The sequence below is a fragment of the Cryobacterium glucosi genome (assembly GCF_004402235.1).
Lineage (GTDB): Bacteria > Actinomycetota > Actinomycetes > Actinomycetales > Microbacteriaceae > Cryobacterium > Cryobacterium glucosi.
In genome coordinates this window covers 16,130-30,803 of record NZ_SOFS01000043.1, presented here as the reverse complement: position 1 = coordinate 30,803, position 14,674 = coordinate 16,130, and the positions used below count along the sequence as shown (strand labels likewise).

The 14,674-nt window shown below is 69.4% G+C and carries 12 protein-coding genes; 3 read left to right on the top strand and 9 right to left on the bottom strand.

The genetic code is table 11. The annotated features are described in order from the left end of the window. Positions 1-16: 16 nt before the first annotated feature. The 7 genes from E3O46_RS16265 to E3O46_RS16235 all read right to left on the bottom strand — a co-directional run bounded on the left by E3O46_RS16265 (position 17) and on the right by E3O46_RS16235 (position 8,011). Entirely contained in the window at positions 17-1,393 is a 1,377-nt protein-coding gene (locus tag E3O46_RS16265) for an NAD(P)/FAD-dependent oxidoreductase (protein WP_134449220.1), read from the bottom strand. 5 nt (positions 1,394-1,398) lie between these two features. Further along, entirely contained in the window at positions 1,399-1,719 is a 321-nt protein-coding gene (locus E3O46_RS16260; protein WP_134449221.1) for a 2Fe-2S iron-sulfur cluster-binding protein, read from the bottom strand. A 40-nt stretch (positions 1,720-1,759) separates the two neighbouring features. Beyond that, entirely contained in the window at positions 1,760-2,578 is an 819-nt protein-coding gene (locus tag E3O46_RS16255; RefSeq protein ID WP_134449222.1) for an SDR family NAD(P)-dependent oxidoreductase, read from the bottom strand. Further along, a complete protein-coding gene (locus tag E3O46_RS16250) occupies positions 2,571-4,493 on the bottom strand; it encodes a PEP-utilizing enzyme (protein ID WP_134449223.1) in 1,923 nt (640 codons plus the stop codon). Before E3O46_RS16250 ends, E3O46_RS16255 begins: the two co-directional genes overlap by 8 nt. 78 nt (positions 4,494-4,571) lie before the next feature. Then, positions 4,572-5,687, bottom strand: coding sequence for a PEP/pyruvate-binding domain-containing protein (locus tag E3O46_RS16245; protein WP_134449224.1), 1,116 nt, complete (start codon positions 5,685-5,687; stop codon positions 4,572-4,574). Next, on the bottom strand, positions 5,687-7,063 hold the full coding sequence (locus E3O46_RS16240; RefSeq protein WP_241985122.1) for a cytochrome P450: 1,377 nt from the start codon (positions 7,061-7,063) through the stop codon (positions 5,687-5,689). Before E3O46_RS16240 ends, E3O46_RS16245 begins: the two co-directional genes overlap by 1 nt. 141 nt (positions 7,064-7,204) lie before the next feature. Continuing rightward, positions 7,205-8,011 (bottom strand): IclR family transcriptional regulator, encoded by an 807-nt coding sequence (locus tag E3O46_RS16235; RefSeq protein WP_134449226.1) that lies wholly within the window; start codon positions 8,009-8,011, stop codon positions 7,205-7,207. Between the two features lie 114 nt (positions 8,012-8,125). On the opposite strand from E3O46_RS16235, the gene E3O46_RS16230 reads away from it, so the two are divergent. The 3 genes from E3O46_RS16230 to E3O46_RS16220 all read left to right on the top strand — a co-directional run bounded on the left by E3O46_RS16230 (position 8,126) and on the right by E3O46_RS16220 (position 10,929). Next, positions 8,126-9,376: an MFS transporter gene (locus E3O46_RS16230; RefSeq protein ID WP_134562090.1), complete on the top strand. Its 1,251-nt coding sequence runs from the start codon at positions 8,126-8,128 to the stop codon at positions 9,374-9,376. Between the two features lie 44 nt (positions 9,377-9,420). Next, a complete protein-coding gene (nucS, locus tag E3O46_RS16225) occupies positions 9,421-10,116 on the top strand; it encodes an endonuclease NucS (RefSeq protein WP_134449228.1) in 696 nt (231 codons plus the stop codon). A 144-nt stretch (positions 10,117-10,260) separates the two neighbouring features. Continuing rightward, positions 10,261-10,929: an HAD hydrolase-like protein gene (locus tag E3O46_RS16220; protein ID WP_241975487.1), complete on the top strand. Its 669-nt coding sequence runs from the start codon at positions 10,261-10,263 to the stop codon at positions 10,927-10,929. A 220-nt stretch (positions 10,930-11,149) separates the two neighbouring features. On the opposite strand, the gene E3O46_RS16215 is transcribed toward E3O46_RS16220, so the two are convergent. Next, complete coding sequence (locus E3O46_RS16215) at positions 11,150-13,282, bottom strand: glycosyltransferase family 39 protein (protein ID WP_134562089.1); 2,133 nt, start codon at positions 13,280-13,282, stop codon at positions 11,150-11,152. Continuing rightward, positions 13,279-14,568: a bifunctional glycosyltransferase family 2/GtrA family protein gene (locus tag E3O46_RS16210; protein ID WP_134449230.1), complete on the bottom strand. Its 1,290-nt coding sequence runs from the start codon at positions 14,566-14,568 to the stop codon at positions 13,279-13,281. The genes E3O46_RS16215 and E3O46_RS16210 overlap by 4 nt, the downstream gene beginning before the upstream one ends. Positions 14,569-14,674 lie beyond the last annotated feature (106 nt).

Sequence of the window (14,674 nt, the reverse complement as noted above, 5' to 3'; positions counted from 1 at the left end):
AGCGCGGAGGCTGGGGCTAAGCGGCCGGACTGCCGGCGGGAACGGGGACTGCAGGAGGAGCGAGATCAACGGCGGCCGGCGCAGGCACCGCACGCCCGGCATCCGCCGTCTCGACGGCCGCGAGGAGTTTCTTGAGCGGAACGGTGGTGTCGGTCGCAACATCCGCCGGCACAGAGAGGCCCTTGTGGAGGGCGTTCTTCACGGCCATGAAGTCGAGCGGGCTGTTGATGCAGTCAGCGGCGATGAGCCGGCCACCCCGGTAGTAGAGCACCGAGAACTTCTCGGAGTCCGGCTCGCCGCGCAGAACGACCCGGTCGTGCCCGCCGCTCAGCCCGGCGATCTGCAGTTTGAGGTCGGCCTGGTCCGACCAGAACCACGGCACCGTGCGGTGCTCTGCCGGGAGTCCGAGCAGGGTGGCCGCGGCCACCTTGGCCTGCTCGACCGCGTTCTGCACGCTTTCGAGGCGGATGCGGCCGACACCGAAGTCCCCGATCGACGGGTTCGGCATGTTCGCGCAGTCCCCGGCGGCCACGGTGAGTCCGTCGGAGGCGAGGGCCCTTGCGTCCACCACGATCCCGTTGTCGACCTCGAGGCCCAGCTGCACGGCGAGCTCGGTGCGCGGGACGACCCCGACGCCGATCAGCACGACATCCGCCGCCACGATCTCGCCTGAGCCGTCGCCGTCACGCGGACCGAGCTCGACGCCGGTGACCCGGTCGTGCTCGCCGACGAACCGCACGACCTGCGCGTTCAGCACCACGCGGATGCCGCGGCGCCGGTGCGCCTGCAGGTAGAACTCGCTGGTCTGCTCGGAGACCGCCCTCCCGACGAGGCGGGGAGCCGCCTCGAGCACAGTGACGTTCTTACCGGCGGCCCTGGCCCCCGCTGCGACCTCGAGGCCGATGAAGCCGCCGCCGACGACCACGACGTTCCGCGCCTCACGCAGTTGCTGCTCGAGCACGGTCGCCTCCGTCGCGGTCCGCAGGTAGCTGACGCCCTCGAGCTCGGAGCCCTCGAACGGGATCGTGCGCGGTGCGGCTCCGGTGGTGAGAGCGAGCCGGGCGAATGCGAAGGTGCGCCCGGACTCCGCCGTCGCGACGCCGCCGTCCGCGTTCCGGACGATGCGGAAGATCCGCTCCCGCGGCACGAGGTCGATGGAATGCTCGCGGTAGAAATCGTGGGTGCGGAAGGCCAGGGAGTCAGCGGTCGCCTCGCCCTTGAGGAACGCCTTGGAGAGCGGCGGCCGCTGGTACGGGGCGTGCGGCTCCTCGCCGACGAGGGTGATCGGGTCGGTGTCGCCGAGTTCGCGCAGTGTCGAGGCTAGTTGCACCCCGGCCTGGCAGTTGCCGATGATGAGGGTGCCCAGCCGGGGTGCTGCGGTCGTGTCGCCCATGCCGGTCACACCTGCGTTTCGGGGGTCTGCACGTGCACGGACACGTCGTCGGTCAGTTTCAGCTGGCAGGAGAGCCGGGAATTGTCCTCCCGGTCGACGGCCGTTCCGTCGAGCATGTCGTCCTCGAGGTCGAGCTTCGGCGGGAACAGCCCCGCGCTCTCTGCGCACAGGAAGACGTGGCAGGTGGCGCAGGACAGGCTGCCGCCGCACTCGGCGACGATCCCGGGAACGCCGTTGCGCACCGCGGTCTCCATCACGGAATCGCCCGCGAATCCGGTGACGATGGTCTCTGTGCCGTCGAAGGCGACGTAGCTCACGGTTGGCATTTCTCGGTCTCCTGGTTCGGTTCTCTGGGTTACGGGTGGGTCAGAGGAACTGCCGGCCGCCGTCGACCACGAGGGTCTGGCCGGTGACGTAGTCGCTGCCGGGTGCGGCGAGGAACAGGGCCGCCCCGACGATGTCCTCCGGTTCGCAGGCCCGCTTGAGCGAGCCGCGGTCGACGCCGTAGCTCTCGGCGCCCGCGATGAGCCCGTAGCTGGCCTCGGTCAGGGTGAAGCCGGGAGCGATCGCGTTGACGGTCACGTTGCGGTCACCGAGTTCCTTGGCGAGCACCCGGGTCAGCGCGATGACGCCGCCCTTCGAGGCCACGTAGTGGGCCCACTGGGCCGATCCGCTCATCACCGTGGCGGAGGAGAGGTTGATCACCTTTCCGCCGTCCGGCAGGTAGGGCGTGCAGGCCCGGGTGACGAGCCACGGCCCCTTGAGGTTGACGGCCATCACCCGGTCCCACTCGTCGGGGTCGAGGTCGGTGAAGGGGGCACGGGTCACGGTCGCGTAGATCGCGGCGTTGTTGATGACGACGTCGATCACGCCGGCCTGGGCCGGGGGCACCGTACCGGGGGCGGATGCGCCGGGCCGGGCCTCGGGGACCCAGCCGGCGGCATCCGCGGCCAGCCGGGTGACCGAGGCGAGGTCGGTGACGTCGACCGGGAGGGCGAGGGCGGTTCCGCCGGCCTCTTCCACGAGAACGACGGTCTCCCGCGCGCCCTCGAGGTTGACGTCGGCGACGACCACCCGGTCGCCCTGGGCCGCGAAGCCCAGGGCGAAGGCACGGCCCAGGCCGCCGGCGGCGCCGGTGATCAGCACCGTCCTCTGCGAGACCCCGGCCGCGCCGCGCTCAGGCATGGCTGCTCTCGGCGAGGACGGCGTCGAGCTGGGCGGCCGCGGCAGGGGCCAGGGCGAGGTCGTGCTCGTGGGCCAGGCCGGCAACGTCCTGCTCGGCGCCGTGATCTTCGACGATCGTCACGGTCCCGTTGTTGCCGTCGACCCGCAGCCACTGTCCCGTCCTGATCTGGGCGGAAGCGGTTCCGGTTCCGGTGACCGCCGGCATCCCGTACTCACGGCAGACGATGGCCGCGTGGCTCATCATGCCGCCGATGTCGGTGACGGTCGCGCGGATCTTCCCGAAGATCGGGCCCCACGACGGCGCCGTGACGGGAGCGACCAGGATGTCGCCCTCCTGCACCTCGGAGAGCTGGTCGGAACTGCTGATGACCCGGGCCGGACCCTCCGCGACGCCGCTCGAGGCGGCCATTCCGCGGAACTCGCCCTCCGGCGCGTCGGAGTCGCCGAGCCAGTTCTTGATCTGGTCGCTCGTGATGCCCCAGAGCATCAGGGTGAAGGGCTCGGTGATCACAACGGGCGGCGTGTTGAGCGCCGGCTGCGGGCGCTCCTCGGAGAGCGCGTCGACGATGACCTTGCGCCGGGCGACCTCGGCCGGCCAGTAGTCCGGGCCGATCGCGGGGGCGCCGACGGCCCAGCCGGTGACGTAGTCGAAGAGCGTCTCGCGCACCTCGTCGCGGCGGAGGTAGAACATTCCGTTCGCCTCCGGCCAGAACCCGGCCTCGGAGAGCATCTTCGAGAGCTGGCGGGCCTTCCGCCAGAAAACGCCCATGGTCCAGTGCTCGATGTAGAAGTTGTGGTTCTCCACGTAGGGGTAGACCTGCCGCGCGAGACCGAGCTTGCCCTGGAACGCGGCGAGCTGTTCTGGGCTGAGCAGTTCGGAGTATTCCTCGGTGATGCGGTCGCGCTCGGCGACGAGCTCTGCGACGGGACGGTCGATGCCGACACCGTTCTGCACGCGAACGATGTAGTCGGCGATGTAGCCGAGCGGCAGCTCGAGGTGGTCCATCCAGTACTTGTCGTGGGCGTAGAAGCCGTTGCCGACGGTGAAGTTGAACCAGGGATCCTGTGCCTCGGTCCAGGCCGCGAGCCACTCCGCTCCGCCCGCGGCCGCGCCGATCGCGGCGAGGGTTTCCTCCGGGTTCTCGGTGTTGCCGAAGTGACCGTCGACGCCGAGTTCGACGGCGAGCTTGGCGAGCTTCTTGAGCTCGTCATCCGGTCGGAAGAGCTCCATGTCGACGCCCTGCACCATCTTCGCGACGGCCTGGTCCGGGATGCCGGGGAAGACCTCCTTGCAGAAGCTGAAGAAGTCGAGGTAGGCCACGTAGCCGAGGTTGAGGAACTCGAAGTGGTACTGCCAGGCCCGGTAGGTGAGGGACACGAGCTTGTCGAAGTTGCCGAGGAGCTCGTCGTTCGGGCCGAGACCCTTGCCGCTCGTGACGTCCTCGAGCGGGACCGCGTTCGGCAGCGCCTCGAAGGACAGGGCGTTGAGCTCGTCGATCGTGCCGCGGATCTTGCCCTGCCATTTTTCGAGCAGGCCGTCCCAGTTCTGGAAGTAGTGGCCGGCGCGGGCCATGAACTCGGGAACGCGGGCGGCGATCTCGGTCTCGGGAACACCGACGGGCGACATGAACACGTAGCCGTTGTGGATGCGGAACTCGATGCCGTTGGCCGGCGGGATCAGCAGGTGGCGGGAGTTGTACTGGCCGAGGCAGGAGACGGCGAACTCGAAGCCGATGGTCTCGAAGGGCTTTGTCACCGTCGGCCAGTGCTGGCTGTCGCAGAACCAGAACTTGGCCTCTTCGACCTCACGCCGGTTCTCCTGGAAGACCAGGTTGTAGGCGTAGAGGTCCTTCCAGCCCTCTGCGGAGGCCGCGGGCTTCTGGTCGTACGGGCTGGGGAATGACTTCTCTGTCATGGTTCAACCGTTCTGTGTGGGTAAACGCGGGTGGAGGGGACGAGCGGGGAAGATGAGGCGCAGCGGATGCGCGGGAGATCAGGCCTTGCCGGCCTGCGTCATCAGCGAGCGGGTGATGCTCTCGATGCCGAACCCGGCGGACTGCGTCGGAATCGAACCCGACGCCGTCGAGGAGAACACCGTCTCGGGTCGGGACTGCAGCAACAAGAGGTTCTCCCCGTCCGGCAGGTCGCGGTCGAGGGCCCATTCGATGTCCTGGGGGCACTTGAAGTGCTTCTCGGCGCGCTTGGCGATCGCGGCGATCGCGGTGATCTCCGTGTCGCTGATGCAGAGGCGCCCGCGGCGGTCGGCAGGGACCTCGCGTTCGACGAGGGACTTGCTCGCGGGGTCGGGCACGAGTTCGGCGTGCTTGTCGCCGATCGAGTGCTTCACGACCATGAGCATGACCTTGTCGACGGTGATGTTGTCCGGCGTCACCTGCCCGGAGACGACGAGCTCGCCGAGCCCGTACGAGGCCTCCATCACGATCTTGGAGCGGTCGCCATTGGTCGGGTCCATGGTGATCGCGACGCCGGCGACCCGGGCGTTCACCATCTTCTGCACCGCGACGGCCATCGAGAGGCCTTCGTTGGGGATCTTGTTCTTCAGCCGGTAGATGATGGCGCGGGAGGTGTAGAGCGAGGCCCAGCACGCGCGGATGTGCTCGGTGACGTCTTTGACGCCGAGGAGCCAGAGGTAGGTGTCCTGCTGGCCGGCGAAGCTCGCATCCGGCAGGTCCTCTGCCGTCGCCGAGGACCGCACGGCGACAGGGACAGGGGACTCGAAGCGCGACTGCAGTGCCTCGTATGCCTCGATGGTCGTGGCGTGCAACTCGGCGGGCACCGGCCGCGAGGTGATCTCGAGGCGCAGCTGGGCCGAGACCCGGTCGACGGCGGTCACGTCGTCGGGATCGAGGTTCGCGAGCATCTCGTGGATGTCCTTCTCGATGCCGGCCTCGCGGATGAAGGCGTCGTATGCTGCCGTCGTGATGGCGAAGCCGGGGGGAACCGGCATCCCGGCCGCGGTGAGTGCGACGAGGGACGCGCACTTGCCGCCGAGCTGCTCGTGCAGCGGCGGAAGCCCGCCGTCGAAGAACTGGATGTAGGCGGCGTGGGATGCCGGTGTTGCGGTGACAGCGGGGGTTGCGGTTTCCATCAGGCGTTGCCCTCCCAGGTGACGGGAACCGACGTCGGCGCCCTGAACGACAGGTTTTCTCCGAAGACGATCGCTTCGGAATCGACGATCCTCAGGCCGGGGACGGCCCGGATGGTCTCTTCGACAACGATCTTGTCCTGCAGCTTGGCGAGCATGTTGCCGAGGCAGTAGTGGATGCCGAAGCCGAAGGAGAGGTGGGTGCGGGCGTTGGCCCGTTCGATGTCGAAGACCTCGGGCTCCTCGAAGACGCTCGGGTCCCGGTTGGCAGATCCCATCAGCAGCAGGATGTTCGCGCCCTTCGGGATCGGGGTGCCGGCGATCTCGGTGTCGACGAGGGCCTTGCGCCGCCAGCCGACGATCGAGGGGCTGTAGCGCAACGTCTCGTCGATCGCCCCGGGAATCCGCTTGGGGTCCTCGACGAGCTTCTGCCACTCGCCGGGGTTGCTGAGCAGCATCCGGATCGTGTTGGAGATGAGCGTCGTCGTGGTCTCGTGGCCGGCGAAGAGCAGGCTGTAGCAGACCGACGCGATCTCGTGGTCGGAGATCTCTCCGCCGGCCAGCTGGGCGCGCACGAGGTCGGTGACGAGGTCGGTTCCGGCAGTTCCGGCGTCGATGGCCCCGTGGGCGGCGGAGACCAGGCGCCGGCATTCGGTCCAGTAGTCGACGAGGTTGTGCGCGTGCGGGATCTGCTCCTCGTCGCTCAGGTCACCCCAGGTCATCGCGGCCCGCGAGTCCGACCATTTCTTGTAGGTCGGGACCATTTCCGGCCCGACGCCGAGCAGGCCGAGGATCGTGATCGTGGGGATGTCGACGGCGACGTCCTTCAGGAAATCGCCCCGGGCATCCGGATGCGCGAGCATCTGGGTGAGGAGCCGCGCGGTGTTCTCGCGGATGGTGGGCTCGAGGGCCTTGTACCGGCGTGGGCTGAACTCCTGCTGCACGATCGTGCGCATCCGGGTGTGCTCTGGGGGAACGCGGGCCGAGAGGCCGGAGTATGCGGTGAAGCCGCCATCGTTCATGATCTTCGTCGCGGCGGCTCCGCGCGGCCGCACGGGGGCCTGGGCGTTCTCGCTGCTGAAGGTGACCCAGTTGTCGAAGACGGCCTTGACGTCCGCGTAGCGGGAGACGACGTAGTAGCCGATGCGCTCGTCGAACATGACGGGCTGCTCGTTGCGCAGCTCGGCGTATGCAGGGAACGGGTCGTTCATGTCGAACGGGGAATAGCCGTGGTGGCCGCCGGCGGCCGCGGCGAGCGCGCGGTGATCGACCGGGCACTGGGCTGCTGCGGGCTGGGCTGCTGCGGGCTGGCCGGGGGCCGGCTGGGCTGCGGCCGGGTGCGTGGTGGCGGGCTGTGCCGTCACGGGCTGAGCGTTCACGAGTGCTCCTTCTGTCCACTTCTGCGGGGACTGTCCACTTCTGCGGGGATCTGGCTCCATCTAATGCTCCCGGAGCTGGGAAGCGCCGGGCTTGTCCCACTGGGCGGAAGTGGAGTTGGGGAGGCGCCCGTTCAGGCCGGTTCAGGACTGCTGCGGTTTGCGGGCACGCGCCGACGGTTGCAGGGCAGCCTTCGGCAGGTGCGCGATCCCCGCCTGGATGCGCTCGGCCGTGCCGAGCAGGATGGGCAGGTTGCGTTCGAGCTGGTGCGCCCGCGAGGTGGGCAGCACGATCCCGAGTCCGCCGAAGATACTTCCGTCGGCCTGGAACACCGGGACGGCGAGCGAGCACGATCCGAGCCGCACCTCCTCTGAGGCGACGGCGAAGCCCTGGCCGCGTACCTTGTCGAGTTCCCGGCGGAGCTGCTCCGGGTCGGCCTTGGTGAACGGGGTGCGCTGCACGAGCGCCGCGCCGAGCACGGCGTCACGCACCCAGCCCGCCTCGAAGGCGAGGATCGCCCGGCCGACAGCGGTCGCGTGCATCGGCAGCCGCCCGCCCACCCGGGAGGCCTGCGGGACTCTCCTGCTCCCGTAGACCCGGTCGATGTAGAGCACGTCCGCGCCGTCGCGGATGGCGAAGTGGGCGGTCTCCTGCGTGAGGCCGAACAGGTCCTGCAGGTACGGGCGCACGACGTCGCGCAGCTGCCGTCCGGCATGCTGGCCGAGTTCCCAGAGCCGGAGGCCGATCTGGTACCGGCCGCGGGCATCCCGCTGCACGGCGCCCCATTCCTCCAGCTCGCCGAGCAGGCGGTGCACGGTGCTCTGGGGAAGGCCGCTCTCGGTGCAGATCTCGGAGAGGGTCCGCGCGGAGGGGCTGGACTCGAAGACGGCCAGGATGCTGAGCACGCGCGAGGTCACCGTCTGCCCCGGTGAGGTGGTGCGTCCTGCCACGATTCCCCCCCCTCGCGCCCCGCTGCGCTCGACTCCAGCCCCATCGTACGTCGCCGGAGATCGGATAGCGTTGACGGGATACCCCCCCCGACCGAGCCTGTTAAGGAAACGACCATGACCGCGCCCTCCGAACCGACGGATGCGTCCGCTCCGAGCCCCGGATCACCGAACGGCCCCGGCACCCTCGCCTGGCGCAACGCCGTCTTCGCGGTCTTCTTCATCAGCGGACTCGGCCTCGCCAGCTGGGTCGCACGCATCCCCGCGGTTCGCGACAGCCTGCGGCTCGACACCGCACTCGTCGGCGTGCTCATCTTCGGCCTCTCGGCAGGCTCTGTGCTCGGCCTGGTCGTCGCGGTGCGGCTCCTCGCCCGTTTCGGCGCCCCCCGGGCCATGACGATCAGCGTCGCGACGTCCTCGATCGGACTGGTCGTGGTCGGTGCCGGCGCGACCCTGCTCGAATCCGCCCCGGTCGTCTTCGCGGGCCTTGCCGCCGTCGGCCTCGGGATGGGTTCGCTCGACGTGATGATGAACGTCGAGGGCGCTGCGGCCGAACGGGCGATTCGCAAGACGTTGATGCCGCTGATGCACGCCTGCTTCAGCCTCGGAACCGTCGTCGGGGCGCTGCTCGGTGCCGCGGCATCCGCACTCTCCGTCTCGGTGTTCTGGCACCTGACGGCGATTGCGGTGCTCGTGTTCCTGATCGCGGTCGTGGCCGTTCGGTCCATTCCTGAGCTCGAGAACACCGCCGAGACGAGTGCGCCTGGCGAGCCGGCCAGCACCTGGCGCAGCCGGCTGCGAGCGAGCCTGTCGGTGTGGGCAGACCCGGGCGTCCTGTTGATCGGTGCGATCGTGCTCGGGATGACGTTCGCGGAGGGCTCGGCGAACGACTGGATCGCGCTCGCTTCCGTCGACGGCCACGGTTTCAGCAATACCGCCGGCGCGATCGTCTTCGGCGTGTTCGTCGCAGCGATGACCGTCGGCCGGGTGATCGGCGGGCCGGTGATCGACCGGTTCGGCCGTGTTCCCGTGCTGCGGGCCTGCGCCGTCATCGGGGTGCTCGGGCTGCTCCTGTTCATCCTCGCGCCGAACGACTTTGCACTCTACGCGGGCACCGTGCTGTGGGGCGTCGGAGCCTCACTCGGCTTCCCTGTTGGCATGTCGGCCGCCGCGGACGACACGAGGAATTCCGCGGCCCGGGTCAGCGCCGTCGCCATGATCGGCTACTTCGCCTTCCTCGTCGGGCCGCCCGTTCTCGGCCTTCTCGGCCAGAACTGGGGCATCCTGAACGCCCTGTACCTCATCGTCGCCCTGATGGCCCTCGCCGGCCTCGCCGCTCCGGCCGCCCGCGAGCGCCACCGCCGCTGACCCCTCCTGTCGAGCGGTTGCTTCAGACCGGTTAAGCTCGATGCGTGCGCCTCGTAATTGCCAACTGCTCCGTCGACTATGCCGGAAGGCTGAACGCACACCTGCCGCTCGCCACCCGCCTCCTCCTGCTCAAGTCGGACGGCAGCGTGCTCGTGCACTCCGACGGCGGCTCCTACAAGCCGCTCAACTGGATGAGCCCGCCGTGCTCCCTCGTCGAGCAGGTCCCCGATGACGAACAGACGGATGCCGGCATCACCCAGGTCTGGACCGTCACCCACGCGAAGACCGCAGACCAGCTCATCGTCAGCATCCACGAGGTCCTGCACGACTCCGCCCACGAACTCGGCATCGACCCCGGCCTGATCAAGGACGGCGTCGAGGCGCACCTGCAGAAGCTGCTGGCCGAGCACATCCATCTTCTCGGGGACGGCCACACCCTCGTCCGCCGCGAGTACATGACGGCGATCGGCCCTGTCGACATCCTCGCCAGGGACGCCGCCGGCCACTCGGTCGCGGTCGAGCTCAAGCGCCGCGGCGACATCGACGGGGTCGAGCAGCTCACCAGGTACCTCGAGCTGATGAACCGCGACCCGCACCTGGCCCCGGTGGCCGGGGTTTTCGCCGCACAGGTCATCAAGCCGCAGGCCCGGATGCTCGCAGAGGATCGCGGCATCCGCTGCCTCGTGCTCGACTACGACGCGATGCGCGGCCTCGACGACACGCAATCCCGCCTGTTCTGACCTGCCCGGGAGGGCCCTGACGGGCGTTTTCTTTCGAGGGAGCGCTCTCATGAAGGCAGGAGTAGCAGCCCATCGGATTCCGGCATAAAGTAGAAAATTACCCATTTCGTGGGAAATCGGGCCTCTGGCCTCTAGGATTAGCGAGTGAATTCGACTTTGACTCGCACCTGGAGTGCAATACTTTTTGACCTCGACGGAACCATCACCGATTCCGCCCCGGCCATCACCAACTCCCTCGCCCGGACCTTCGCCCTTCTCGGCCGACCGGTTCCGACCGACGCCGAGTTGCTCGCCTATGTCGGCCCGCCCCTCTTCGCCGCCTTCCGTGAGTACGCCGGCATGACGGCAGAGGAGGCCACTGAGGCCGTCGCGGTCTACCGCGCCGACTATCACGGCGAAGCCATGCTCGACACCGCCGTCTACCCGGGCGTCGCCGGCCTGCTCCAGCGCGTGCACGAGGCCGGAATCCCCCTCGCCCTCGCCACGAGCAAGCCGGAGCACGCCGCGATCACGATCCTCGAGCACTTCGACCTGGCCCGGTTCTTCACGGTCATCGTCGGGGCGAGTGACGCGGAGACCCGCAGCGCCAAGGCCGACATCGTCGAAGAGGCCCTGAACCGCCTCGCCGCCGTCGGCACGAGCCTCAGCACCCCCGTCATGGTCGGCGACCGCAGCTACGACGCGGAGGGCGCCGCAGCCCACGGCGTGCCGACGATCCTCGTCGAGTGGGGCTACGGCTCTCCCGCAGAGGCCGCCGCAGCGACCGCGACCGTCTACTCCGTCGACCAGCTCGCCAAGCTCCTCCTCGGCTGACCTGCAGCGGATGCCGCGGCGCGCGCCCGACGCTCCGCTCCGGCATCCGCAGCGATCGTGTTCTCCGACCGAATGTCGGTGGTCCCTGCGACCCTGTCGCCATGAAACGACTCAGCCACGGATGCAGCAGATCATCCCTGGAGTGGAGCCGTGGCGCTGACGGGACCCACTGCAGCGGCCCGGTCCCTTCCGTAGCTGCGGGCGTTCGCCCGTCCGCCCGCTACGAGCTGGCCGCCGTTGCACCCGCAGACAGGTCGTAGAGCGTGACGCTGTCGACGGTCTGGGCGGTGAAGTTCTCCCCGACCCAGGCGGCGATCTCGCTCGAGGCACTCGATCCGCCGTTGGCCTGGCCGGTCGTTCCACCGATGAAGTAGTGGATCTTCCCTGCTGCCACATCGGCCTGGAACTCGGCGAGGGTGGGGGCGGGGTCGCTCCCGTTGAAGCCGCCGATCGCCATCACCGGCAGTTGGGTCGCGAGCTGGTAGCCGGCGGCCGAGTCCGACCCGATCGCCGCGGCGATCCAGGTGTAGCTGCCGGAATTCACAGAGAGCAGCGCGGCGAGGCTTGCACTGACACTCGCTGATCCCATGAATCCTCCGGCACCGCCGGGGCGCCCTCCGGTCGGCAGCGTCCCTGTCGTGCCGTTCGGGACGGTGCCGTTCGGGACGGTGCCGTTCCCGCCAGTCGGGCCGGCCGGCGGAGTGCCGCCCCCGGCGAATCCGCCGGCGTTGCCGCCGGGGAACCCGGCCCGTCCGCCGGGCATTCCACCGCCGCCCATCCCGCCCATGCCGCCGGAAACGGTCGGGCCGGCCGTGACGATCGACCCGGTGTGGGCCGTCGACACGGTCTCGAGCGTGTAGGCAACGGGTGCCAGCAGTGCGCCGGTGAGGGCGATCGCGACCGTAGCCCTGCCCCACCACTTCCCCGGCAGCCTCCTGAGCCAGGCCGCCCGCGGCGGCACCATCAGCAGTCCGGCGGCGACCAGGCCGAGCGCGGCTACGACGAACTTCAGCCACGGCAGCCAGTCGGTGGCGCGGTCGAGCAGCACCCACGCCCAGGCGCTCGTCGCGAGCATCGCGACGGCCGCCGTGATCCGGGCCCAGAGCGCCGTGCGTTTCATCCAGACGAGGCTCGCGCCGATCGCGAAAGTTCCGGCGAGCGCGGGCGCGAGGGCGACCGTGTAATAGGCGTGGAAGATCCCGGCCATGAAGCTGAAGGCCAGCGCGGTCAGGATGAGGTACCCGGCGAAGAGGAGGAGCGTGGCCCGGCGGAGCGAGATCCGCGGGGCGCGGCGGAGCACGACGAGCGCCGCGACGCACAACACCAGCGCGGCGGGCAACAGCCAGGTGATCTGGCCGCCGAATTCGCCGAGGAAGAGCCGGAAGATCCCGGTCTCACCCCACATGCCGCCCGTCACCGCACCCGTGCCGCCGGCGCCTCCCGTGACGCTCCCGGTCTCGCTCCCGGTGAGCCGGCCGAATCCGTTGTACCCGAACGTCAGCTCGAGGAAGCTGTTCGTCTGCGAGCCACCGATGTACGGACGCCAGTTCGCCGGGACGAGTTCGACGATGGCGACCCACCAGCCTGCCGAGACGATCACGGCGCCGAGGGCCGCGAACGAGTGCCAGAGGCGGGTGCGGAACCGGTGCGGCGCCGCGTACAGGTAGACGCCCGCGAGCGGAGGCAGGATCAGGAATGCCTGCAGCTGCTTGGTCAGGAATCCGAAGCCCACCATCGCTCCCGCCCAGAGCACCCATTTCAGGGCGCCGGTCTCGATACCGCGCAGGGTGAAGTAGGTGGCGAGGCTGAGGAGGAGAACGAGCAGGGCATCCGGATTGTTGAACCGGAACATCAGCGCGGCGACGGGGGTCACGGCGAGCACGGCGCCGGCGAGCAGGGCGGTGCCTGCCGAGAAGCGGCGGCGCACGGTGGCGAAGAGCACGCCGACCGATGCGACGCCCATCAGGGCCTCCGGCACGAGGATGCTCCACGAACTGAGTCCGAACAGGCGCACGGAGAGCGCCATCAGCCACAGGCTCGCCGGCGGCTTGTCGACGGTGATCGCGTTGGCGGCGTCGGAGGACCCGTAGAAGAACGCGGTCCAGTCGACCGAGCCGGCCTGCACAGCGGCGGAGTAGAACGAGTTGGCCCAGCCGCTCGCGCCGAGGTCCCAGATGTAGAGCACCGCTGTCGCGAGCAGGAGACCCAGCAGGGCCGGCCGTTCCCAGCGCGCGGAGCCGGCCCTGCCCCGCACGAGGGTGCGCGGCAGGGCCGCGAGGCTGGCCACGAAGCGGGCACCGAAGCGGGCGCCGAGCGGAGAGACGGCGGGGCGCGGGGAAACCTGGGTCGTCATGAACTGGTCACTTCCTGTCTGGCGGGGGCGTCCCTCCGGGAGGGCTCGTCGCGGGAGGTCACTTCGTCGCGGGAGGTGCGTGGTTCCGTCCTGGTCGGGGCCGGCGTCCGCTGGCTCCGGAAGACCCAGAGCCGCAGCAGCACGAACCGCATCACGGTCGCGAGGAGATTGGCCGCCGTGAGCACGATGATCTCGGCCTGGGGCCCGGCATCCGCGCGGACAAGGTGCAGCACGAGGAGGGATCCGCTCGTCACGAGCCAGGCCAGGCCGAAGATCACGAGGCCCTGCGCCTGGTGCTTGACCGCGCCTCGCCGCCCGCGCACGCCGAAGGTGAGGCGTCGGTTGGCCCAGGTGTTCGCGATCGCGGTGATGAGCAGGGACAGGAAATTGGCCAGCTGGGCCGGCATCACGTACTGGAGCACGAGGTAGAGCAGCGCGAACGCGATGGTCGACAGCACGCCGATCACGCCGAAGCGCAGCACCTGGCCGAGGAAGGTCGGCGGGGTCGGCGGTTCGAACGGCGGTCGGCCGAGCTCGGCGTAGATCTCGTCGACGGGGATCCTGCCGGTAACGAGCGAGTGCGCCACCCGGACCAGGCCCTTGAGGTCGTCGGCGGCGGTACCGACGACGTCGACCCGGCTGTCGGGGTCGTCGATCCAGTCGACGGGCACCTCGTGGATCCGGAGCCCGGCGCGCTCGGCGATGATGAGCATCTCGGTGTCGAAGAACCAGCCGTTGTCCTCCACGAGGGGGAGCACCCGCTGGGCGACGTCGCGGCGCATCGCCTTGAAGCCGCACTGGGCGTCGCTGAATTCGACGCCCATCGTCGTGCGGACGAGGGCGTTGTAGCTTCGGGAGATGAACTCGCGCTTGCCGCCGCGGGTGACGCGGGACCCGCGCGACAGCCGGCTGCCGATGGCGACATCGGAGTGGCCGGAGAGCAGCGGGGCGACGAGCGGCGGGAGCGCGCGGAGGTCGGTGGAGAGGTCCACGTCGACGTATGCGACGACTGCGGCGGGCGAGGCGAGCCAGACCCGCTTGAGCGCCCGGCCCCTGCCCTTCTCGACGAGGTGCACGGCGTGGACGCCCGGCAGTTCGGCCGTGAGCGAGTCGGCGATCGCGGCGGTGTTGTCGGTGCTGGCGTTGTTCGCAATGGTGACGCGCCAGGGTTCCTCGAACTGGTCGGTCAGGTACGCGTGCAGCACACGGATGCTGCGCGCGAGGGTCTGCTGTTCGTTGTACACGGGCACGACGACGTCGAGGGCGAGAGCTGCTGATCGGGTCATGGTGGCCACTCTCCGCCCAGAGCCTATGCCGGAGCACTGGCCGCGTTATGAGTGCGGAAAGGAAGACCTGTGAGGTGCCTGTGCTGCCCGACAGGGCTAGGGTGGG

Excerpts from the sequence above, each read along its gene's own strand:
- E3O46_RS16265 (WP_134449220.1), bottom strand. The coding sequence starts at position 1,393 with ATGGGCGACACGACCGCAGCACCCCGGCTGGGCACCCTCATCATCGGC.
- E3O46_RS16260 (WP_134449221.1), bottom strand. The coding sequence starts at position 1,719 with ATGCCAACCGTGAGCTACGTCGCCTTCGACGGCACAGAGACCATCGTC.
- E3O46_RS16255 (WP_134449222.1), bottom strand. The coding sequence starts at position 2,578 with ATGCCTGAGCGCGGCGCGGCCGGGGTCTCGCAGAGGACGGTGCTGATC.
- E3O46_RS16250 (WP_134449223.1), bottom strand. The coding sequence starts at position 4,493 with ATGACAGAGAAGTCATTCCCCAGCCCGTACGACCAGAAGCCCGCGGCC.
- E3O46_RS16245 (WP_134449224.1), bottom strand. The coding sequence starts at position 5,687 with ATGGAAACCGCAACCCCCGCTGTCACCGCAACACCGGCATCCCACGCC.
- E3O46_RS16230 (WP_134562090.1), top strand. The coding sequence starts at position 8,126 with ATGACCGCGCCCTCCGAACCGACGGATGCGTCCGCTCCGAGCCCCGGA.
- E3O46_RS16215 (WP_134562089.1), bottom strand. The coding sequence starts at position 13,282 with ATGACGACCCAGGTTTCCCCGCGCCCCGCCGTCTCTCCGCTCGGCGCC.
- E3O46_RS16210 (WP_134449230.1), bottom strand. The coding sequence starts at position 14,568 with ATGACCCGATCAGCAGCTCTCGCCCTCGACGTCGTCGTGCCCGTGTAC.